Genomic DNA, 20482 nt, shown 5'->3' on the forward strand with positions numbered 1-20482 from the left:
AGATGCACAGCATATGAACAGCCAACCCTTGCGCGTGGGCATCGGCGGTCCCGTCGGTTCCGGCAAGACCGCCCTCACCCTGGCCCTCTGTTGCGCCCTGCGCGACCGCTACAACCTGGCCGTGGTGACCAACGACATCTACACCCAGGAAGACGCCCAGTTCCTGGTGCGCAACGAGGCCCTGGCGCCGGAGCGCATCATCGGCGTCGAGACCGGCGGCTGCCCGCACACTGCAATCCGCGAGGACGCCTCGATCAACCTGGAGGCCGTGGAGCAACTCAACCGCCGCTTCCCCGGCCTCGACCTGATCCTGGTGGAATCCGGTGGCGACAACCTCTCCGCCACCTTCAGCCCGGAGCTCTCCGACCTGACCATCTACGTGATCGACGTCTCCGCCGGCGACAAGCTGCCGCGCAAGGGCGGCCCCGGCATCTGCAAATCGGACCTGCTGGTGATCAACAAGGTGGACCTGGCACCCATGGTCGGCGCCTCCCTCGACGTGATGGACCGTGACGCCCGCAAGATGCGCGGCGAGCGCCCCTTCGTGTTCAGCAACCAGAAGGTCGGCCAGGGTCTGGACGAGATCATCGCCTTCATCGAGAAACAGGGCCTATTGACAGCCTGAATTCAGCCTCCCCTCTCCCTCTGGGAGAGGGGCCGGGGGAGAGGGTAGTTCCCTACCACTCTCGCTCTCATGTGACCAAGGAGCCTCACCATGAACCTGCGCAAGTCGCTCTTCGCCATCGCCCTGTTCCTCACGCCGGCCATGGCCTTCGCCCACGCCGGCCACGACCATGCCGGGGTGCTGTCGGGCCTCGCCCACCCGGTCACCGGCCTCGACCACCTGCTGGCCATGCTCGCCGTCGGCCTCTGGGCCGCACAGCAACAGGGCAACGCGCGCTGGATACTGCCGCTGACCTTCGTCGGCACCATGCTGCTGGGCGGCCTGGCGGGCTTCGCCGGCGCGGAACTGCCGCTGATGGAAACCGGTATCGCCGGCTCGGTACTGGCCCTCGGTCTGCTGGTGGCCGTGGCGGTGCGTCCGCCGCTGTGGCTGGCCATGGGCCTGACCGCGCTGTTCGCCCTGGCCCACGGCGTCGCCCATGGCCTTGAGCTGCCGGAGCTGTCCAGCCCCTGGGGCTACGCCGCCGGCTTCGTCGCCGCCACCGCCGCCCTGCACGCCGCTGGCTACGGCCTGGTGCGCGTCCTGCCGCAGGCTGCCGCGCCCCTGGTGCGCCTTGCCGGTGGTGCCTCGGCCGGTGCCGGGGTGTGGCTGCTGGCGGGCTGAGCACGGCCGATCCCATAACCTTGTAGGGGCGATTTCAATCGCCAAGCAGGCCGCAGGCCTGCCCAATGGAGTAGCAGGGGGCAGCTGCGCTGCCCTTGGCGAATGAATTCGCCCCTACGGCTTTTCCCCAAGCTCGACATCCCGCGCATCCGCCCCTCGCCTCGCCTTCACGTCTTTGTCATAGTCCGCAGGTTTGATTCGGCACGCCCGTCCACGTCTTACGGATAAGAACAACATGAAGCGCTTTGCCCGATTCGTTCTCGCCCCCCTCTTTTTCCTGGTCGTCGCCCTGCTGGCGCTGGCCCTGACCAGCCGCCCGGCTGAGCGCCCGACCGTGCTCGCCGGCTTCGGCGACAAGCCGCTGGTGATTGCCCATCGCGGCGGCCGCGGCCTGTGGCCGGAAAACACCCTGTTCGCCTTCGAGCGTGCCGCCGCCCTCCAGGTCGACATGCTGGAAATGGACCTGCGCAAGACCCGCGACGGTGAACTGGTAGTGCTGCACGACGCGCGGGTGGATCGCACCACCAACGGCGACGGCAAGGTGGCCGAGCTGGCCCTGGCCGACCTGCAGGCCCTGGACGCCGGCTACCGCTGGAGCGCCGACGGCGGCGAAAGCCACCCCTACCGTGGCCAGGGCATCCGCATCCCGACTTTCGCCGAAGTCCTGGAGCGCTTCCCGGAGCAGGCCAAGGTGGTGGAAATCAAGGTGCCCGACGTGGGCATGGAGGAGCAGCTGTGCGCCCTGCTGGACAAGCATGAGCAGCGCCAGCGGGTGCTGGTGGGCAGCTTCTACGAACGCAGCCTGAAGCGCTTCCGCGACGTCTGCCCCGGCGTCGCCACCTCGGCTGGGCCGACCTCGGTGCGCCTGCTGGTGGCGCTGAACTGGGTCGGCCTGGGCAGCCTGGTCAGCCCCTCCTACCAGGCCCTGCAGATCCCCGAACGCAGCGGCGGCCTGCAGGTCGCCAGCGAGCGCCTGATGCGCACCGCCCTGCAACGTGGCCTGGCGGTGCAGATGTGGACCATCAACGAACAACCGGCCATGCGCCACCTGCTGGACATGGGCGCCAACGGCGTGATCACCGACTATCCGGACCGCGCCCTGCAACTGCTGGGGCGGTCCACGCGCATCAGCTCGCTGAGCGAGCAGTAGCCCCGGGCTAGAGGCTGATGGGGTAGTTGATGATCAGGCGCGTCTGGTCGAAGTCAGGCCCGAAGCTGCGCCGGTTGCTGGCGTGGTTCACGCGCAGGTTGAGGAACTTCAGCGGTCCGCCCTGGACCGTGTAGTTCAGCTCCAGGTCTCGCTCCCACTCCCTGCCGCCACTGCCAGAACGGGTGGTGGCGTTGCTGCCGTGGCCGTAACGGATCATGCTGCCCAGCCCCGGAATGCCGAGCGCGGCGAAGTCGTAGTCGTGGCGCAATTGCCACGAGCGCTCGTCGGCGTTGGTGAAGTTGCCGTTGTACATGTCGTTGCCGATGGTTCGCCCGCTCGCCCCGTACACCGACTGCCAGCCACCGGTGCCGCCGACCTTCTGCACGCCGAGCCAGAAGGTGTGCCCGGCGCGGCCGGCGGAGAGCAGGGCAAACCCGGTGTGGCTGTCGATTTCTCCGGCCAGGGCGCGGCCTTCGTCGCGGTCCATGAACAACCCCAGGTTGGCGCCGAGGGTCCAGCCCCCCAGCGCCTGCTTGTGCACCAGGTTCAGGTAGCTCTGCCGGTAGATATCGTCCAGTTGCGCGTGCCAGGCACCGGCCAGGGTACGCTCGCCATTGAAGCGGTATTCGGCGCCCGCGTAGCTGAAGCCGTCCGACTCCGCGCCGGGGGCCGACCACGACGACAGCTTCTGCATGTTCGCCGAGTGGCGCAGGCTCACCTCCCGGTAATGCCCCGCATAGAGGCCAAGCCCATCGATCTCGCGGGACGTCAGGGCTGCGCCCTGGAAGGTCTGCGGCAGCAGGCGACCATCGTCGTAGCGCAGCACCGGGACGTCGGGCAGCATCTCACCCACCTTCAGTTCGCTGGCCGACACCCGCAGCTTCAACGCCGCGCCGGCCCGCCCGTAGTCCTGGGCGGCGCGGCCGTCGTCGTGCACCGGCAACAGCTCCGAGCCGCTGTGCTCCGGCGAGCTGTCCAGGCGCACACCGAGCAGCCCGATGCCATCGAGCCCCAGGCCGACCGCGCCCGGCGTGTAGCCAGAGGTGAATTTCAGGATGAAGCCCTGGGCCCACTCGTTGATCACGCTCTTGCCCGCATCATGGCTGCGGAAGTCGCGGTTGAAGGCATAGTTGCGCAGCAGCAGGTCGGTGCGAGCGCCGTCGAGGAAACCGGCCTCTTCGGCGACGACGGGCATGGTTGGCAGCAGTACCGCGCAGGCGAGCGCAAGGGGCATCGCGGAACGATGGATCATTGTTCTTGTTCTCCGTTTCTTGGGGACGGCCGGCCCCGGACGCTACCGTTGGGAAGCGCCTGGGGCGGACGATGGAAGGTCAGGCGCTGGTAGTGGCCAGGACAGCCGGGGCCTGGCTGCGACGCAGCCCGAGCAGTACCAGGACCGCAGCCACGAACACCACGGCAAACAAGCCGTAGAGGTGCAGCGGCTGCCAGCCGGCATCGAGCAGGACGCCGGCCACGGTGGGCGAGAGAATGGCGCCGAAGCGGCCGATGCCGATGCCCCAGCCCACGCCCGTGGCGCGCAGCGAGGCGTCGTAGACGGTCGGCGACAGGGCATAGAGACCCGCCACGCAACCGTTGGCGAACAGGCCGATGAAGAACCCGAGTCCCAGGGCGGTGGCCAGGGAAGTCGCGCCGAAGACGAAGGCCACCAGCAATGCGGCGGTGACCAGCATGAAGGCGCCGAGCACGCCGGCCAGGCTGAAGCGCGCCGACAGGCCGCCCAGCAACGCGGCGCCGAAGATGCCGCCGACGCTCAGCAGCACGCCGCCGGTGATCCCCTCTTGCGCGGAAAGGCCCGCAGCCACCAGCAGCTTCGGCGTCCAGCTCATGATGAAGTAGAAGCCGAACATCACCAGGAAGAAGGTCGCCCAGATCAGGAAGGTGGTGTGTCGCACCTTCGGCGCGAACAGCCCGCGAACGCCCATCTCGGCTGCGGTCCGGGGCACCGCCGGCGGCAGCTCCTGCAGAGGTTCCAGCCCAAGGCGCCGGCACAGGGCGTTGACCCTGGCCAGGGCTCCGCGCGGCCGCCGCTCGATGAGGAAGTCGAGCGACTCCGGCAGCCACAGCAGCACCAGCGGGATCACCGCCAGGGTCGCCAGCCCGCCGGCGAGGAACACCGAGCGCCAGCCCCAGTGGCCGATCAGCCAGACCGCGAGCATGCCGCCGAAGGTGGCGCCCAGGGCATAGCCGGTGGATTGCAGGCTGACCGCCAGGCCGCGCCAGCGCCGCGAGGCGTATTCGGCGGCGATCACGTTGCTGCTGGCCAGGATGCCGCCTACGCCGAGGCCGGTGAGGCCGCGCAGCAGGGCGAGCTGGAGCGGGCTTTGGCTCAGCGCCGAGAGCAGCATGCCGGCGGCGGACAGGAGCAGGCAGACGAGAATCAGCGGCCGGCGGCCGAAGCGGTCGGCCCAGGGCGCGATGAACAGCGAGCCGGCGGCCATGCCGAACAGCCCCGAGCTCAACAGCAGGCCCACCTGGGCCCCGCCGAGGCCCCATTCGGCGGAGACCGACGCCGAGGTGAACGCCATCACCAGCACGTCGAAGCCATCGATCATGTTCAGCACGATGCAGATACCGATGGCCAGCCACTGGAAGCGCCGCATCGGTCTGTTGTCTATGACGCCTTTGGGGTCGAGGCTCATGCCACCCCCCCCGGCCGGCGGGCCATGGTCAGCAGTGTTGCAGGCAGGGGCGCACGGCCCCGGGGCACGGTGAAATCCTTCATGGTTGGATCCCTTGTTGTTGTTATTCGAGCTTCGCCACCCTCGCCGTCTTTCCGGGCAATTGCAAGATTATTGGATCCAAAAACAGGCCAAAGCTGATTTAGGCGAACTGATTCAGGGGATCCACAACATGCTCCAAGCCCCAGCATCCTAGCGGCTCACGTAGATAAATCCGCCCCTCACAATTCATCGTTCGCTGATCGAACAGATTAATTTTTGACCGATTTTTCAGTTTTCCGGGTTGACAGGGTGCGGGGCAGGCCCGAATGATTGGATCCAATAACAACCACAAGACATGATGAGGAACTGCCCATGTTTCCGAAGAACGCCTGGTACGTGGCCTGCACGCCCGACGAGATCGAGGGCAAACCGCTCGGCCGCCAGATCTGCGGCGAGAAGATGGTCTTCTACCGCGCCGCCGAGGGTCGCGTGGCCGCCCTGGAGGACTTCTGCCCGCACCGTGGCGCGCCCCTGTCCCTGGGCTTCGTCGAGGACGGCCGGCTGATCTGCGGCTACCACGGCCTGGCCATGGGCTGCGAAGGCCGCACCGAAGCCATGCCCGGCCAGCGCGTGCGCGGTTTCCCGGCGATCCGCAGCTTCCCGGCCGTGGAGCGATACGGCTTCATCTGGGTCTGGCCGGGTGACGCCGAACAGGCCGACCCGGCGCTGATCCATCACCTGGAATGGGCAGAGAGCCCGGACTGGGCCTACGGTGGCGGCCTCTACCACATCGGCTGCGACTACCGCCTGATGATCGACAACCTGATGGACCTGACCCACGAGACCTACGTCCATGCCTCCAGCATCGGCCAGAAGGAAATCGACGAGGCCGCCCCCAGCACCCGCGTCGACGGCGAGGAAGTGATCACCGAGCGGCACATGGAAGGGGTCATGGCCCCACCCTTCTGGCGCATGGCCCTGCGCGGCAACGGCCTGGCCGACGACGTAGCGGTGGACCGCTGGCAGATCTGCCGCTTCACCCCGCCGAGCCACGTGCTGATCGAGGTGGGCGTGGCCCATGCTGGCCACGGCGGCTACCACGCCCCGGCGCAGCACAAGGCCTCCAGCATAGTGGTGGACTTCATCACCCCCGAGAGCGAGACCTCCATCTGGTACTTCTGGGGAATGGCGCGCAACTTCAATCCCGGCGACCAGGCCCTCACCGACACCATTCGCGAGGGCCAGGGCAAGATCTTCGCCGAAGACCTGGAGATGCTCGAACAGCAGCAGCAGAACCTGCTGCGCCATCCCCAGCGTAACCTGCTCAAGCTCAACATCGATGCCGGAGGCGTCCAGGCCCGACGCATCCTCGAGCGCCGGATCGAAGCCGAACGCCCTGGCGCCAGCGCCCGGATCGCCAGCGCCTGACCCGCCCGCCCATCGCCGGCCCACGGCCGGCCCCATTGAGACTCTCGCCGTGCTCGACGTCGTCATCACCGCCATCCGCCCGGAAGCCCGGGACATCCTCAGCCTCGAACTCGCCCGCGCCGACCGCGGCCCACTGCCGGCCTTCAGCGCCGGCGCGCACATCGACCTGCACCTGCCTAACGGGCTGGTGCGCCAGTACTCGCTGTGCAACCACCCCGAGGAAACCCATCGCTACCAGATCGCCGTGCTGCGCAGCGCCGACTCGCGCGGAGGCTCCGACGCCGTGCACCAGCTGCAGCCCGGCCAGGCGCTGCGCATCGGCACACCGCGCAACCTGTTCCCGCTGGCCGAGTACGGCGGACGCAGCCTGCTGTTGGCCGGGGGTATCGGCATCACGCCCCTGCTGTGCATGGCTGAGCAGCTGGCCTCGAGCGACGCCGATTTCCAGCTTCACTACTGCGTCCGCTCGGAGGAGCACGCCGCCTTCGTCGCGCGCCTCGAAGGGAGCCCCTTCGCCGGACGGGTGCAGCTGCACTTCGACGACGGCGCGCGGGGCCGCCTGGACGTCAGCCGCCTGCTGGCCGCCCAGCCGGGCGACACCCAGCTCTACACCTGCGGTCCCGGTGGGTTCATGCAGCACGTGCTGGACAGCGCCCGCGAGCTTGGTTGGGAAGAGAGCCGCCTTCACCGCGAATACTTCAGCGCCGAGGCGACCCCGCAGGGCGCAGCCGATGCGTTCGAAGTGCAGTTGGCCGGCAGCGGCCAGGTGCTGCGGGTGGAAGCCGGGGAGAGTGTGGTGGAGGCCCTGCGCAAGGTCGGGGTGGAGGTGCCGGTGGCCTGTGAGCAGGGTATCTGCGGCACCTGCCTGACCCGCGTGCTGGACGGCGTGCCGGAGCACCGCGACCTGTTCCTCACCGAGGAGGAACAGGCCGCCAACGATCAGTTCACGCCCTGCTGCTCCCGCGCCCGCAGCCCACGCCTGGTGCTCGACCTCTAGGTCTTCAGCCTTTCTGCAGCACGGTCACGCCCTGGCGTTGCGGCAGGAAATACTCGGCGTAGCGCAGGGTGGCGTTGGCGTGCTCGCGCATGACCGCCTCGGCCCGCGCGCCCTGGCCGCTGACCAGGGCATCGAACACGGCGTGGTGCTGCATGTGGGCGAAGTTGAAGCGGCGGAACTCTCGGGCCAGGTCGTTGCGGTCCACCGCCAGCGAACTCACCGAGGCGAATGGCAGGTGGTCGTTGCGCGCCAACGCCTCGGCGATTGCGCGGTTGCCGCTGGCGTCGATGATCGCCCGATGGAAGCGCATGTTCAGGCTGTGGTAGGCCTCCAGCTCCTCTAGCAGGACATGGCCTTTCTCGAACAACCGGTCGCCCTCGTCCAGGCAGCCTTGCAACACCTCGCGGGTCGCGTCGTCGATGCCGCGCTCGGCGGCCTGGCGTGCCGCCAGGCCCTCCAGCACGCCGCGCACCTCCACCGCCCCGGCGATGTCCTCGGCGGTCACCGCGCGCACCGTATAGCCCCGGCCGCCGGACTTGATCAGCAGCCCCTCCTGCTCCAGCTCCCGCAGCGCCATGCGCACCGGCATGCGGGACACCTGCAGGCGTTCGGCGGTGGGGATCTCGATGATGCGCTCCCCTGCCGCCAGTTCGCCGGAGGCGATCATCTTGCGCAGTTCCGCCAGCACGCGCTGGCCCGGCTTGCTCATCGACGGGACTCCGGGAAAGGGCCGCGCGCCATCACTTCACCGAGCGATTGACGGCGAAACCGGCCCAGGTCTGGCTCACCGGCATGATTTCCAGGCTGTTGATGTTGATGTGGGCCGGCTGGTTCATCATCCAGAAGATGGTCTCGGCGATGTCTTCCGGCTGGATGGCCTCGGCGCCCGCGTAGGTGGCGTCGTACTTGGCCTGGTCGCCACCGAAGCGCACCAGGGAGAACTCGCTCTCGCACAGGCCCGGCTCGATGTTGGACACGCGCACGCCGGTGCCTACCAGGTCGTTGCGCAGGTTCAGCGAGAACTGGCCGACGAAGGCCTTGGTGGCGCCGTACACATGGCTGCCCGGATAGGGCCAGTTGCCGGCCACCGAACCCAGGTTGACGATGCTCGCGCCGCGGCCGTGGGCGATCAGGCGCGGCAGCAGCAGGCGGGTGCTGTACATCAGGCCCTTGATGTTGGTGTCGACCATGGTGTCCCAGTCATCCAGGTTGCACTTGGGCGCGGGGTCGGCGCCCAGGGCCAAGCCGGCGTTGTTGATCAGTCCGCGGATCTTCTCGTACTTGGCCGGCAGGCCGGCGATGGCGGCTTCCATGGCGGCGCGGTCGCGCACGTCCAGCTCCAGGGTGTGCACATCGGTCAGGGCCGAGAGTTCGTCCTTGAGCGCTTGCAGGCGCGCGGCGCGGCGGCCGGTCAGCACCAGCGACCAGCCGGCCTGGGCGAAGCGGCGTGCGCAGGCTTCGCCGAATCCGGAGGTGGCGCCAGTGATGAAAAGGGTGGAAGTCATGCTGTTCTCCTTGCGGTGGGGCACGGGCCCAATGCGAATAAACCGGCATAGGTTACGCCATCCACGGGGGCGAACTCCTGGCGAAAAAAGCGCCAGCGCCATACAGGCCCCGCAGCGACTGCCCTGCAGCGGTTATTCCCAAGCTTATCCACAGCTTTGCGCACAGCCTGCGGGGACAACTCCTCCGAACCAGCTGACGAGCGGGCAGCTGAGCCAACCCACTGTTTCTGCGTGGGAAATACATATCGATCATTTTTTGACCAACCAGCCGAACGGGGCGCTGGACGGCGCCTGGCGGCAGCTGCCACCAAGTTATCCACAGCTTGCTGCACAGTTTTTGTGGGTAGCCGTCCTGGCCGCGCCGGACCAACGGGCCCGGTTGCCGTTTCGGTGGGCCTAGACTTGCCTGTCCACCTACAGAGGAGATCGGGCCATGGTCAAAGTCGCCTTGCTGGTACGCCTCGAAGCCAAGCCGGGAAAAGTCGCCGAGGTGGAAGACTTTCTTCGCGGCGGACTGCCGCTGGTGCAGGAAGAGCCCGACACCACCGCCTGGTTCGCCCTGCGCCTGGGACCACAGAGTTTCGGCATCTTCGATGCCTTCGACAGCGAAATGGGCTTGCAGGCGCACATGGCCGGCAAGGTGGCCGCCGCGCTGATGGAGCACGCCGGTGAGCTGTTCAGCGAGCCGCCACAGATCGAGCGGCTGGAAGTGCTGGCGGCGAAGTTGCCTGCCGATGACGAGGACGAAGCCCTGTAGGGGCGAATTTATTCGCCATGCAGGCCGAAGGGCTGCCTTTCGGCCCGGTGGGACAACTCCTTTGTCCTTGGCGAATGAATTCGCCCCTACAACGAGAGGCCCTCAACCAGCCTCGGCACCGGCCAGCAGCACCTGCGCGGCGATCAAGTCCTCCAGCGCATGACCTACGGACTTGAACAGGGTGATCTCGCTGTTGGTCTGGCGATGGCCCTTGCCGTGCAGCAGGTCCGCGAGTTCGACGTGGATGCTCTGCTCGGTGATGGCGCCGTCGGCGATGGCCAGCAGCAGGTCGCCGGCTTCCTCCAAGGCACCGGCGCGGGTGTCGACGACGATGCGCGAGCGGGCCACGGCGGCGCTGTCGGTCTCCCGCATGTTCGGCAGGAAGGCGCCCACCAGGTCGAGGTGGGTACCCGGCCGCAGCCAGTCGCCCAGGATCAGTGGCGAGGTGGACGTGGTGACGCAGCTGATGCAGTCGGCCTGCTGGGCGCAGGTCTGCAGGTCGGCGGCGACCTGCACCGGATAGCCTTCGGCTTTGAGCCTGGCCACCAGCTCGGCGGCCTTGTCCGGATTGCGCCCCCAGATATCCACACGCTGGTACGGGCGCACCACGCAGTGGGCGCGGACCATGTGCGCGGCCAGGGTGCCGGTACCCACCACCAGCAGGCGGCTGGCGTCGTGGCGCACCAGGGCGCTGGCGGCCAGGGCCGAGGTGCAGGCGGTGCGGCGGGCGGTGAGTTCGGAGGCCTCCAGCACCGCCAGGGGCCGGCCGGTGGCGTCGTCGAACAGGGTGAACAGGGCGGCGACCGAGGGCAGGCCCTTCTCGCCGTTGCGGGGGAACACGGTGACCAGTTTCACCCCGACGCCCTGGCCTTTCTGCCACACCGGCATGCACAGCAGCGAGGCGTCCTCCGGCAGGGCGTGGGAGGCACGCACCGGCGCCTCGGCGGGCTTGGCCAGGCCTTTGCGCAGGGCCTCGATGAGCTGTGGATAAGCCAGGGCGGCGGCGACATCGGCGTTGGTGAAGAAGCGAATGCTTTGCATAGAGGTCTCCTTGGCCGGACCGAGGGCGGGCAAACCACCCTCATCCGAACGCGGCCCGCCCCGGCCCCTCTCCCGGAGGGGCCGGGCACTGAGGTTAGGGTCAGTGGCCGCCGAGGTAGGCGTTGCGCACGTCCTGGTTGCCCAGCAGCTCCTCGCCCGTGCCGCTCATGCGGATTTCCCCGGTGACCATCACGTAGGCGCGGTCGGAGAGCTTGAGCGCGTGGTTGGCGTTCTGCTCGACGAGGAAGATGGTCATGCCGGTCTGCGCCAGTTCCTTGAGGGTCTGGAAGATCTGCTTGACCACGATGGGCGCCAGGCCCAGGGAAGGTTCGTCGAGCAGCAGCAGCTTGGGCCGGCTCATCAGCGCACGGGCGATGGCGAGCATCTGCTGCTCGCCGCCGGACATGGTCATGGCGCGCTGGTTGCGCCGCTCCTTGAGGCGCGGGAAGAGCTCGAACATGCGCTGCATGTCTTCGTCCACATGGTCCATGCCGACGGGAATGGTGCCCATCAGCAGGTTCTCCTCCACGCTCATGTCGGGGAACACCCGGCGCCCTTCCGGCGACTGGGCAACGCCGTTGGAGGCGACGAAGTGCGCCGACTTGTGGGTGATGTCGGTACCCCGGTAGACGATGGCGCCGTTCGCCGCGCGGGGCTGGCCGAAGATGGACATCAGCAGGGTCGACTTGCCGGCGCCGTTGGCGCCGATCAGGCTCACCGTCTCACCTTCGTTGATGTGCAGGCTGACCTTTCGCAGGGCCTGGATCGGCCCGTAGAACACGTCGACATCCTTGAACTCCAGGATCGGCGCACTCATGCCACTTCCTCCTCTTCGGCGCCGAGGTAGGCGGCGATCACCTTGGGATCGTGGCGGATATCGTGGGGGGTGCCTTCGGCGATCACTTCGCCGTGGTCCAGCACCACGATGTGGTCGGAAATGCTCATTACCATGCCCATGTCGTGTTCGATCAGCACCACGGTCTGATCGTGTTCGTCGCGCAGCTTGCGGATGATCCGGCTGAGCGCTTCGGTTTCGGCCGGGTTGAGGCCGGCGGCGGGTTCGTCGAGGCAGATCAGCTGCGGCCGGGTGCACATGGCGCGGGCGATCTCCAATCGGCGCTGCTGGCCGTAGGAAAGCTCGCCGGCCAGGCGGTTGGCGCAGTCCACCAGGTCCACCACTTCCAGCCAGTAGAAGGCATGGTTCAGGGCGTCGTCCTCGGACTTGCGGAAGCCCGGCGTGTTGAACACCCCGGCCAGCAGGTTGCGGTTGACCCACATGTGCTGGGCCACCAGCAGGTTCTCCACCACCGACATTTCCCGGAACAGGCGGATGTTCTGGAAGGTGCGCGCCAGCCCCGCCCGGTTCACCAGGTGGGTGCCGCCGAACATCTTGTAGCGCAGGCGGCTGGCGAACTGCGCCGGTTTGACGAAGTCGGTGGGCTCGAACGGCTCGCCCAGCACCTTGATGATGTCCGTGGTGGTGTCACGGGTGTTGAGATGGATGCGTCCGCCGGTGGCCTTGTAGAAGCCGGTCAGGCAGTTGAACACCGTGGTCTTGCCGGCACCGTTGGGGCCGATCAGCGCGGAAATCGAGCCGCGCTTGATCTTCAGGCTGACATCGTTGAGCGCCTTGATGCCGCCGAAGTGCATCATCAGGTGCTCGACGCTGAGGATGTTTTCGTCGCTCATGGGGCAACTCCTTTACGCGGGGTGAAGCCGGCGCGGCTGATACGGATCAGCCCACGCGGGCGCCAGATCATCATCACCACCATGAGCACGCCGAACAGCAGCACACGGTAGTCGGCGAAGGTGCGCAGCAGCTCCGGCGCGACGGTGAGGACGAAGGCGGCGATGACCACCCCGACGGTGGAACCCATGCCCCCGAGCACGACGATGGCGAGGATCAGCGCCGACTCGAAGAAGGTGAAGGACGACGGGTTGACGAAGCCCTGGTAGCTGGCGAAGAAGACGCCCGCCAGGCCCGCGGTGGAGGCGCCCAGCATGAACGCCGAGAGCTTCACCAGCACATGGTTCAGGCCCATGGCGCGGCAGGCGATCTCATCCTCGCGCAGCGCTTCCCAGGCGCGGCCCACCGGCATGCGGGTGAGACGGTGCTTGATGTAGAGCACCAGCAGCACCACCAGGAAGAGCACCACGTAGATGAACAGGAACTTCAGGTTGGGGTTGTAGGCGAAGCCCAGGAACTCGTGGATGGGCACCCCGCCGTCCTTCGCCCGGCGGCCGAACTCCAGGCCGAGGAAAGTGGGCGACGGCACCGACATGCCGTTCGGGCCGCCGGTGAAGCTCAGCCAGTTGTTCAGCACCAGGCGGATGATCTCGCCGAAGCCCAGGGTCACGATGGCCAGGTAGTCACCATGCATGCGCAGCACCGGGAAGCCCAGCAACGCGCCGGCCAGTGCCGCGGCGAGGGCGGACAATGGCAAGGCGGACCAGAAGCCGAGACCCAGGTGCTCGTAGCCCAGCGCCAGGCCGTAGGCGCCGATGGCGTAGAAGGCCACGTAGCCGAGGTCGAGCAGGCCGGCGAGGCCCACCACTATGTTCAGGCCCAGGCCCAGCAACACGTAGATCAGGCCGAGGATGACCACGGTGAGCAGGTACTTGCTGGCGAAGAACGGGAAGATCACCGCGGCCACGATCAGCACCGGGAGGATCCAGCGCAGCCGGCTCTTGTGGTCGGGGTCGCGCACGTGCACGCCGGAACCGGTGGTCTCGAAGCGCTGCATCAGCACTTCGCCGCGCGGGGTCTGCAGGTAGAGGCTGAGGAAGAAGCGACCGACCATGACCACGGCGATCATCACGCCGACACGGCCGAACTCCAGGTTGAAGCTGTAGCCGTCGAGCACCACGCCCATGATGGGGCCGAAGACGATGAGGGCGAGCAGACCGGCGACGACGGCGTCGATCAGGCTCTTCTTGATATCCAGGGGTTTCCTGGCGATGGCAGAAGTCATGCTTACACCTTGGCGACGTGCGGACGGCCCAGCAGGCCCTGGGGACGGAAGATCAGGATCAGGACCAGCAGGGAGAAGCTGAACACGTCCTTGTAGTCGGTGTTGACCATGCCGGAGAACTGCGCCTCGGCGATGCCGAGGATGATGCCGCCGAGCATGGCGCCGGGCAGCGAGCCGATGCCGCCGAGCACCGCTGCGGTGAAGGCCTTGATGCCGATGATGAAGCCGGCATAGAAGTCGAAGGTGCCGTAGTTCATGGTGATCAGCACGCCGGCCAGGGCGGCCATGGCGGCGCCGATGACGAACACGTAGGAGATCACCCGGTCGGTGTTGATCCCGAGGATCGACGCCATCTTGCGGTCCTGCTGGGTGGCGCGGCACATGCGGCCGAGCTTGGTGCGCTGGATCACGTAGGTCAGCACCGCCATGCCGAGGAAGGCTGCCACCAGGATGAACACCTTGGTGTAGGTGAGCTGCACGAAGCCCTCGCCGATATGGAACTTCAGCGCGCCGTCGAGCAGGGTGGGTACGCCTTGCTGGCGCGCGCCCTGGCTCAGCTGCACGTAGTTCTGCAGGATCAGCGACATGCCGATGGCGGAGATCAGCGGCGCCAGGCGGGTGGAGTTGCGCAGCGGCTTGTAGGCGATGCGCTCGATCACGAAACCGTAGACGCCGGTCACCGCGATGGTGAACAGCAAGGTGCCGAGGATCAGCAGCGGGAAGGATTCGAGTCCGAAGAAGGCCAGGATGGCCAGGGTGATCGCGGCGATGTAGGCGGAGATCATGTACACCTCGCCATGGGCGAAGTTGATCATGCCGATGATGCCGTAAACCATGGTGTAGCCGATGGCGATCAGACCGTAGACGGACCCGAGGGTCAGCCCGTTGATCAGCTGTTGCAGGATAATACCGTCCATCACTCTTTCTCGTCTTTTGGAGGACCGCCTTGGGTTCGGCCAAGCCCCCGCGAGTGGAATCAGACGGGCACCACTGAATTACCGGATCGGGCAATCGCCCGAGTCAAGCAGAGAAGGACTTCAGCAGTTTCCCGGAATACACCGACCGGCCAGGCGCGGATGGCGCCAGGCCAGTCAGCCGAGCAATAACCAGTGTCGGATCAGGATCGCGCTAGCGATCCTGCCCGCAACTTACTGCTGGTGATATTTACCTGCGTCATCCCACTCGTAGATCACGTAGTCGGAGACTTTCAGGTCGCCCTTGCCGTCCCATTCCTTCTTGCCCATCACGGTCTGTACCGGATGGCTCTTCAGCCATTCGGAAGCCTTGGCCGGGTCGTTGGCGCCAGCGCCAGCGAAGGCGGCAGCCAGGGCCTGGAGGGAGGCGTAGGCGTAGAGGGTGTAGCCTTCCGGCTCGAAGCCCGCGGCGCGGAACTTCTCGATCACGGCCTTGCCGTCCTCGATCTTGCGCGGGTCGGCGCCGAAGGTCATCAGTACGCCCTTGGTGTACTGCGGGCCGCCAGCGGTGGTGACCAGTTCGTCGGTGACGATGCCGTCGCCGGAGAGGAACTTGGCGGTCAGGCCCTGCTCGCGCATCTGGCGAACCAGCGGGCCGGCTTCCGGGTGCAGGCCACCGAAGTAGACGACTTCGGCGCCCGAGGCGCGAATCTTGGTGACCAGGGCGTTGAAGTCCTTCTCACCACGGGTCAGGCCTTCGTACAGGACTTCCTTCACGCCGCGCTTGGCCAGTTGCGCCTTGGTGGCGTCGGCCAGGCCCTGACCGTAGGTGTCCTTGTCGTGGATGATGGCGACCTTCTTGGCCTTCAGTACGTCGACGATGTAGTCGCCGGCGACGATGCCCTGCTGGTCGTCACGGCCGCACATGCGGAACATGCCGGAGAGGCCGCGCTCGGTCACCTGCGGGTTGGTGGAACCGGGGGTGATGGCGATGATGCCGGCTTCGTCGTAGACCTCGGACGCCGGGATGGTGGAGGAGGAGCAGAAGTGCCCGACCACGCCGATGGCCTTGTCCTGGTCCACCAGGCGGTTGGCGACGGATACGGCCTGCTTCGGTTCGCAGGCGTCGTCGGCCTTGACCAGCTTGATCTTCTCGCCGTTGACGCCACCGGCGGCGTTGATGTCGTCGGCCGCCTGGGTGGCGCCGCGCCAATATTGTTCGCCGAAGGATGCGTTGGCGCCGGTGTGCGGACCGGCGACACCAATGACGATGTCAGCCTCTACAACGGAAGAAATGCTCAGCGCGGTGGTAACCGCCAGAGCCAGAAAGCCTTTTCTGAAAATCTTCTGCGACATGGAGTTTTGCTCCTGAGGTTTTTAGGGTTAGCGCTCATGTTCAGCAAGTGGCGTGCCATTAATTCTTGTAGTTGCTCCGCGCCCTGAAAGGCTTATCCCACCTCCTTTGTTTTTTATTTTTATTCTTATGAATCAACAACTTCCAAATAGCGCCGGAAAACCTTCAGACGCGTCTGGAAGCCGCACGACAGCAGTATGCCAGCACGTGCGGTAACAATAGACTCACGGTACTTATTTGCACATCACTGGTGCGCGAATTTTCCCACTTCGCACTGTTAATGCCCGGTTCAGACTCCCCCATCCTGCAAGAAACAGCCCCTTGCCTCAAAGCTGTGCATGACAACTTTTTTGCGAGCTAAATCACGACGCGCAAACACTGTCCTGCGTGATACAGCGAAAAACCCGCTTCGTATAGCGAACTTCGAAGTCCAACCGCCGAAACCGCCCGCATTGGCTGAAATGGCATCGGCAGGCTGTTCGCGTCGCCACTTTGCAGGTAGTCGGCGAAGGCCTTGCCCACCACGCTGCCGGTGGTCACGCCACGGCCGTTGTAGCCGGTGAAGGCGAGCAGGCCGGGCGCCGGTTCGTAGAGACGCATCAGGTGGTCGGGGGTGAAGTCGATGCAGCCGGTCCAGGTGAATTCCCAGTCCAGCTTGCCGACGTAGGGGAAGTAGTGGCTCTGGATACGGTCGGCCCAGGCACGCAGGAACCAGTCCGGCTTGCGGGCGCCGTTGCCCAGGCTGCCGAGCAGCAAGCGGCCATCGGCGTCGCGGCGGATGCTGCTGAGCACCTGGCGGGTATCCCAGGAACCCTGGCCGCCCGGCAGGATGCGCGCGGCGGCCTCACCGCTGAGCGGCTTCGAGGCCACCTGGTAGTAGAAACCGGGGAAGAAGTTGCGCCGCAACTCCGTCCACTCGCCTTCGGTGTAGGCGTTGGAGGCGATCACCACTTGCGGCGCGATGGCCGCACCGTGTTCGGTGACCACGCACCAGTTGGCGCCCTGGCGCTCCAGGCGCAGCACCTTGGTGTGCTCGAAGAATTGCCCGCCGAGGTACTTCACCGCGCGGGCCAGGCCGCGGGTGTAGCCCATGGGGTTGAGGGTGCCGGCGCGGCGATCGAGCAGCGCGGCGGCGATCTTGTCGGTGCCGGTGGCCTCGCGGCAGGCATCGCCGGTCAGCAGTTCCACCGGCGCGCCACGACGCTGCCACTGTGCGCAGCGGCTGGCGAGGTCGGCCTGGCCACGGGCGTTGTGGGCCATGTGCAGGGTGCCTTCGCGACGCAGCTGGCAATCGATGTCGTAGCGGTCCACCAGGGAGAACACCAGTGACGGCGCCGCCCCCAGGGTGCGGTTGAGGCGTTCGCCGACCGTGCGGCCGAGGCCCGCTTCGATCTCGTCCGGCGGGATCCACATGCCAGCGTTGACGAGGCCGACATTGCGCCCCGAACCGCCATGGCCGGCGGTATGGGCTTCCAGCAGGCAGACGCGCTTGCCCGCCTCCAGCAGGTGCAGCGCGGCGGAGAGGCCGGTGAACCCGGCCCCGATCACGCACACGTCCGCCCGGACCTCGCCGTGCAGCACGGGGCTTTCCGGCAGTTGCGGCGTCAGATGTTCCCAGAGGCATTCCTGGCGCAGGGTCATGGATGCCGATCCTTAGGGCGGGTGCCCGATCAATCGAAAGTAATGCCCTGGGCCAGCGGCAATTCGTGGGAGTAGTTCACTGTGTTGGTCTGGCGGCGCATGTAGGCCTTCCAGGCATCGGAGCCGGACTCGCGGCCACCGCCGGTTTCCTTCTCGCCACCGAAGGCGCCGCCGATCTCCGCGCCGCTCGGGCCGATGTTGACGTTGGCGATGCCGCAGTCGCTGCCGACCGCTGACTGGAACAGCTCGGCTTCGCGGACATCGGTGGTGAACACGCAGGACGACAGCCCCTGGGGCACGGCGTTGTTGAGGGCGACGGCGTCGGCGAAATCGCGGTAGCCGACCACGTAGAGGATGGGCGCGAAGGTTTCATGGCAGACCACGGCGCTCTGGCCCGGCATCTCCACGATGGCGGGGGACACGTAGTAGGCGTCGGGGTAGCGCTCGGCCAGTTGGCGTTCGCCGCCGAAGACCTTGCCGCCCTCGGCGCGGGCCTGTTCCAGGGCGCGCTGCATGCCCTCGTAGCTCTGCTTGTCGATCAGCGGGCCGATCAGGTTGCCTTCCAGCGGGTGGCCGATGCGCACCTTGGCGTAGGCCGCCTGGAGGCGCTCGACGATCTCGGCCTTGACCGATTCGTGGGCGATCAGCCGGCGCAGGGTGGTGCAGCGCTGGCCGGCGGTGCCGACGGCGCTGAAGAGGATGGCACGCACCGCCAGGTCGAGGTCGGCGCTGGGGGCGAGGATCATGGCGTTGTTGCCGCCCAGTTCCAGCACGCTGCGGGCGAAGCGCGCCGCCACCCGGGGGGCGACCTCGCGTCCCATGCGGGTGCTGCCGGTGGCGCTGACCAGGGCCACGCGCGGGTCGTCCACCAGGGCTTCACCGGCGTCGCGGGCGCCGATCACCACCTGGCTGAGGTGGGCCGGGGCCTCGCTGAAGTTCTTCGCCACGCGCTCGAACAGGGCCTGGCAGGCCAGGGCCGTGAGCGGAGTCTTTTCCGAGGGCTTCCACACCACCGGGTTGCCGCATACCAGCGCCAGCGCGGTGTTCCAGCTCCACACCGCGACCGGGAAGTTGAATGCGCTGATGACGCCGACCACACCCAACGGATGCCAGGTCTCGCGCATGTGATGGCCGGGGCGCTCGGAGGCGATGGTCAGGCCGTAGAGCTGGCGCGACAGGCCGACGGCGAAGTCGCAGATGTCGATCATTTCCTGCACTTCGCCCAGGCCTTCCTGGGTGATCTTGCCGGCTTCCCAGGACACCAGTTCGCCCAGCTCGGCCTTGTACTGGCGCAGCGCTTCGCCGTACAGGCGGATCAGTTCGCCGCGACGCGGCGCCGGCACCTTGCGCCAGGCCTGGAAGGCTTCGGCGGCGCGGGTGATCTTCGCTTCCACCTCGGCGCGGCTCTCCAGGCGCACGCGGCCGATGCGACTGCCATCGATGGGCGAATGCACGGCGTGATCGCCTTGCTGGTAGAGGGACGGATCGACACCGAGGCGATCGAGCAGTGCGGCAACCATGGGAACTCCTGTTTCTTCAATCGGGCAGATCGTGAGGCCCCCAGTAATAGCCGTGAAAAGGGCTTGCCAACAAACGACCTTTCCGACACATATCATTCCGATTATTCATGATGCGGATCGCCCACGAGAAATCCCGATGCTCAAGCGCCACATGCCCTCGATCACCGCCCTGCAATGCTTCGAAGCGGTGGCCCGGCACCTCAGTTTCACCCGCGCCTCCGAAGAGCTCGCGCTGACCCAGAGCGCGGTGAGCAAGCAGGTGGCGCAACTGGAGGAGCTGCTCCAGCACCTGCTGTTCCGACGCGTGCGCCGCCGCCTGCAGCTGACCCCGGCGGGTTCGCTGTACCTCACCGAGGTGCGCAAGATCCTCGCCCAGGTGGAGATGTCCACCCACTACATGCTGTCCTATGGCGGCGACACCGAGGTGCTGCGGGTGGCCACCCCGCCCACCTTCGGCGCGCGCTGGCTGATCCCGCGCCTGAAGGGCTGGCGCCTGCGCCACCCGAACATCCACCTGGACCTGCGCAACGAGCTGGAGCCCAACGCCCTGGCCCAGGGCCGCAGCGACGTGGCCTTCTACTTCGGCCAGGGCGCCCAGCCCGGCGCCGAATGCATCCGCCTGTTCGGCGAGGAAGTGGTGCCGGTGTGTGCCCCGGGGGCGATGCCCGAGCGGCCCTTCAGCGAACCCACCCAGCTCACCGACCTGGTGCTGCTGCAGAACGCCACCCGCCCGGAAGCCTGGCACGAGTGGTTCCAGAGCCAGGGCCGGCACACCGAGCACAGCTACCACGGGCCACGTTTCGACACCTCCTACATGTGCATCCGCGCCGCCCAGGCCGGCTGCGGCGTGGCCCTGCTGCCGCGCTTCCTGGTGGAGGAAGAACTGGCCGAAGGCAAGCTGGTGATCCCCTGGGACCACCCGTTGCCCAGCCGCAATGCCTACTACCTGGCCTACCCCGAGCACGCCGCCGAGGTGCCCAAGGTGCGCGACTTCGTGCGCTGGATGCTCGAACAATTGGACCGAGAACCACTGTAACCAGGGGACTGCGATCTGCTTCCTGTAGGAGCGAATTCATTCGCGAAGGGCCGCGGAGCGGTCCGTGGGTCCGTATCGCGAATGAATTCGCTCCTACAACGCTGGCATTACCACGCCATATGTTCAGGAAAAAACGGAATGAACCCGCCGGTTTTTTTCGTTTGCCCGCAAGGCGGCGGGCTGCTTGGATAGGCAACA

The 20482-nt window shown here is 66.8% G+C and carries 19 protein-coding genes; 7 read left to right on the forward strand and 12 right to left on the reverse strand.

Features of this window, described 5'->3' with window-relative positions:
- Window positions 1-13 precede the first annotated feature (13 nt).
- From ureG to PCA10_RS25610, 3 genes are all read left to right on the forward strand, one after another.
- Entirely contained in the window at window positions 14-625 is a 612-nt protein-coding gene (ureG, locus tag PCA10_RS25600; protein WP_016494993.1) for an urease accessory protein UreG, read from the forward strand.
- Between the two features lie 90 nt (window positions 626-715).
- Window positions 716-1288, forward strand: coding sequence for a HupE/UreJ family protein (locus PCA10_RS25605; RefSeq protein ID WP_016494994.1), 573 nt, complete (start codon window positions 716-718; stop codon window positions 1286-1288).
- Window positions 1289-1523: 235 nt separating this feature from the next.
- Window positions 1524-2438 (forward strand): glycerophosphodiester phosphodiesterase, encoded by a 915-nt coding sequence (locus tag PCA10_RS25610; RefSeq protein WP_016494995.1) that lies wholly within the window; start codon window positions 1524-1526, stop codon window positions 2436-2438.
- A gap of 7 nt (window positions 2439-2445) precedes the next feature.
- Here the strand turns inward: PCA10_RS25610 and PCA10_RS25615 are convergent, their stop codons facing one another.
- Both PCA10_RS25615 and PCA10_RS25620 read right to left on the reverse strand, forming a co-directional pair.
- Complete coding sequence (locus PCA10_RS25615) at window positions 2446-3633, reverse strand: OprD family porin (protein ID WP_394296633.1); 1188 nt, start codon at window positions 3631-3633, stop codon at window positions 2446-2448.
- 136 nt (window positions 3634-3769) lie between these two features.
- Entirely contained in the window at window positions 3770-5098 is a 1329-nt protein-coding gene (locus PCA10_RS25620) for an MFS transporter (RefSeq protein ID WP_041770451.1), read from the reverse strand.
- Between the two features lie 393 nt (window positions 5099-5491).
- Here PCA10_RS25620 and PCA10_RS25625 point away from each other — a divergent pair, with 393 nt between their 5' ends.
- Together PCA10_RS25625 and PCA10_RS25630 are read left to right on the forward strand one after the other, a co-directional pair.
- Window positions 5492-6547, forward strand: coding sequence for an aromatic ring-hydroxylating oxygenase subunit alpha (locus PCA10_RS25625; RefSeq protein WP_016494998.1), 1056 nt, complete (start codon window positions 5492-5494; stop codon window positions 6545-6547).
- Window positions 6548-6596: 49 nt separating this feature from the next.
- Entirely contained in the window at window positions 6597-7544 is a 948-nt protein-coding gene (locus tag PCA10_RS25630) for a PDR/VanB family oxidoreductase (RefSeq protein ID WP_016494999.1), read from the forward strand.
- 4 nt (window positions 7545-7548) lie between these two features.
- On the opposite strand, the gene PCA10_RS25635 is transcribed toward PCA10_RS25630, so the two are convergent.
- Together PCA10_RS25635 and PCA10_RS25640 are read right to left on the reverse strand one after the other, a co-directional pair.
- Complete coding sequence (locus PCA10_RS25635; protein WP_016495000.1) at window positions 7549-8253, reverse strand: GntR family transcriptional regulator; 705 nt, start codon at window positions 8251-8253, stop codon at window positions 7549-7551.
- A gap of 31 nt (window positions 8254-8284) precedes the next feature.
- Window positions 8285-9049, reverse strand: coding sequence for an SDR family oxidoreductase (locus PCA10_RS25640; protein ID WP_016495001.1), 765 nt, complete (start codon window positions 9047-9049; stop codon window positions 8285-8287).
- A 433-nt stretch (window positions 9050-9482) separates the two neighbouring features.
- Between PCA10_RS25640 and PCA10_RS25645 the strand changes: the two genes are divergently transcribed.
- Window positions 9483-9806, forward strand: a complete 324-nt coding sequence (locus PCA10_RS25645) for a putative quinol monooxygenase (RefSeq protein WP_016495002.1) — start codon at window positions 9483-9485, stop codon at window positions 9804-9806.
- Between the two features lie 102 nt (window positions 9807-9908).
- Here PCA10_RS25645 and lhpI read toward each other — a convergent pair whose 3' ends face one another.
- From lhpI to amaB, 8 genes are all read right to left on the reverse strand, one after another.
- Window positions 9909-10847 (reverse strand): bifunctional Delta(1)-pyrroline-2-carboxylate/Delta(1)-piperideine-2-carboxylate reductase, encoded by a 939-nt coding sequence (gene lhpI, locus PCA10_RS25650; RefSeq protein WP_016495003.1) that lies wholly within the window; start codon window positions 10845-10847, stop codon window positions 9909-9911.
- Between the two features lie 100 nt (window positions 10848-10947).
- Window positions 10948-11664 carry an ABC transporter ATP-binding protein gene (locus PCA10_RS25655; protein ID WP_016495004.1) on the reverse strand — a complete coding sequence of 239 codons (717 nt, stop codon included), beginning with the start codon at window positions 11662-11664 and terminating at the stop codon, window positions 10948-10950.
- A complete protein-coding gene (locus PCA10_RS25660) occupies window positions 11661-12536 on the reverse strand; it encodes an ABC transporter ATP-binding protein (RefSeq protein WP_016495005.1) in 876 nt (291 codons plus the stop codon). Before PCA10_RS25660 ends, PCA10_RS25655 begins: the two co-directional genes overlap by 4 nt.
- Window positions 12533-13819 carry a high-affinity branched-chain amino acid ABC transporter permease LivM gene (gene livM, locus PCA10_RS25665; RefSeq protein ID WP_016495006.1) on the reverse strand — a complete coding sequence of 429 codons (1287 nt, stop codon included), beginning with the start codon at window positions 13817-13819 and terminating at the stop codon, window positions 12533-12535. The genes PCA10_RS25660 and livM overlap by 4 nt, the downstream gene beginning before the upstream one ends.
- Window positions 13820-13821: 2 nt before the next feature.
- The gene (locus PCA10_RS25670; RefSeq protein WP_016495007.1) at window positions 13822-14736 is read right to left on the reverse strand and encodes an ABC transporter permease subunit; all 915 of its coding nucleotides are present in this window, start codon (window positions 14734-14736) and stop codon (window positions 13822-13824) included.
- A 231-nt stretch (window positions 14737-14967) separates the two neighbouring features.
- Window positions 14968-16089, reverse strand: coding sequence for a branched-chain amino acid ABC transporter substrate-binding protein (locus PCA10_RS25675; RefSeq protein WP_016495008.1), 1122 nt, complete (start codon window positions 16087-16089; stop codon window positions 14968-14970).
- A gap of 355 nt (window positions 16090-16444) precedes the next feature.
- Window positions 16445-17728 (reverse strand): L-pipecolate oxidase, encoded by a 1284-nt coding sequence (gene amaA / locus PCA10_RS25680; RefSeq protein WP_016495009.1) that lies wholly within the window; start codon window positions 17726-17728, stop codon window positions 16445-16447.
- A 29-nt stretch (window positions 17729-17757) separates the two neighbouring features.
- Window positions 17758-19248, reverse strand: coding sequence for an L-piperidine-6-carboxylate dehydrogenase (amaB, locus tag PCA10_RS25685; RefSeq protein ID WP_016495010.1), 1491 nt, complete (start codon window positions 19246-19248; stop codon window positions 17758-17760).
- 136 nt (window positions 19249-19384) lie between these two features.
- Here amaB and PCA10_RS25690 point away from each other — a divergent pair, with 136 nt between their 5' ends.
- On the forward strand, window positions 19385-20284 hold the full coding sequence (locus tag PCA10_RS25690; RefSeq protein WP_016495011.1) for a LysR family transcriptional regulator: 900 nt from the start codon (window positions 19385-19387) through the stop codon (window positions 20282-20284).
- Window positions 20285-20482: the final 198 nt, after the last annotated feature.

The organism is Pseudomonas resinovorans NBRC 106553, assembly GCF_000412695.1.
GTDB classification, from domain to species: Bacteria; Pseudomonadota; Gammaproteobacteria; order Pseudomonadales; family Pseudomonadaceae; genus Metapseudomonas; species Metapseudomonas resinovorans_A.

Bases quoted from the DNA above. Each gene is read 5' to 3' on its own strand.
- PCA10_RS25615 (WP_394296633.1), bottom strand. From the start codon at position 3,633: ATGCCCGTCGTCGCCGAAGAGGCCGGTTTCCTCGACGGCGCTCGCACC.
- PCA10_RS25660 (WP_016495005.1), bottom strand. From the start codon at position 12,536: ATGAGCGACGAAAACATCCTCAGCGTCGAGCACCTGATGATGCACTTC.
- lhpI (WP_016495003.1), bottom strand. From the start codon at position 10,847: ATGCAAAGCATTCGCTTCTTCACCAACGCCGATGTCGCCGCCGCCCTG.
- PCA10_RS25625 (WP_016494998.1), top strand. From the start codon at position 5,492: ATGTTTCCGAAGAACGCCTGGTACGTGGCCTGCACGCCCGACGAGATC.
- PCA10_RS25675 (WP_016495008.1), bottom strand. From the start codon at position 16,089: ATGTCGCAGAAGATTTTCAGAAAAGGCTTTCTGGCTCTGGCGGTTACC.
- PCA10_RS25690 (WP_016495011.1), top strand. From the start codon at position 19,385: ATGCTCAAGCGCCACATGCCCTCGATCACCGCCCTGCAATGCTTCGAA.
- PCA10_RS25610 (WP_016494995.1), top strand. From the start codon at position 1,524: ATGAAGCGCTTTGCCCGATTCGTTCTCGCCCCCCTCTTTTTCCTGGTC.
- PCA10_RS25640 (WP_016495001.1), bottom strand. From the start codon at position 9,049: ATGACTTCCACCCTTTTCATCACTGGCGCCACCTCCGGATTCGGCGAA.
- PCA10_RS25635 (WP_016495000.1), bottom strand. From the start codon at position 8,253: ATGAGCAAGCCGGGCCAGCGCGTGCTGGCGGAACTGCGCAAGATGATC.
- PCA10_RS25620 (WP_041770451.1), bottom strand. From the start codon at position 5,098: ATGAGCCTCGACCCCAAAGGCGTCATAGACAACAGACCGATGCGGCGC.
- PCA10_RS25605 (WP_016494994.1), top strand. From the start codon at position 716: ATGAACCTGCGCAAGTCGCTCTTCGCCATCGCCCTGTTCCTCACGCCG.
- PCA10_RS25645 (WP_016495002.1), top strand. From the start codon at position 9,483: ATGGTCAAAGTCGCCTTGCTGGTACGCCTCGAAGCCAAGCCGGGAAAA.
- PCA10_RS25670 (WP_016495007.1), bottom strand. From the start codon at position 14,736: ATGGACGGTATTATCCTGCAACAGCTGATCAACGGGCTGACCCTCGGG.
- amaB (WP_016495010.1), bottom strand. From the start codon at position 19,248: ATGGTTGCCGCACTGCTCGATCGCCTCGGTGTCGATCCGTCCCTCTAC.
- PCA10_RS25655 (WP_016495004.1), bottom strand. From the start codon at position 11,664: ATGAGTGCGCCGATCCTGGAGTTCAAGGATGTCGACGTGTTCTACGGG.
- amaA (WP_016495009.1), bottom strand. From the start codon at position 17,728: ATGACCCTGCGCCAGGAATGCCTCTGGGAACATCTGACGCCGCAACTG.
- livM (WP_016495006.1), bottom strand. From the start codon at position 13,819: ATGACTTCTGCCATCGCCAGGAAACCCCTGGATATCAAGAAGAGCCTG.
- ureG (WP_016494993.1), top strand. From the start codon at position 14: ATGAACAGCCAACCCTTGCGCGTGGGCATCGGCGGTCCCGTCGGTTCC.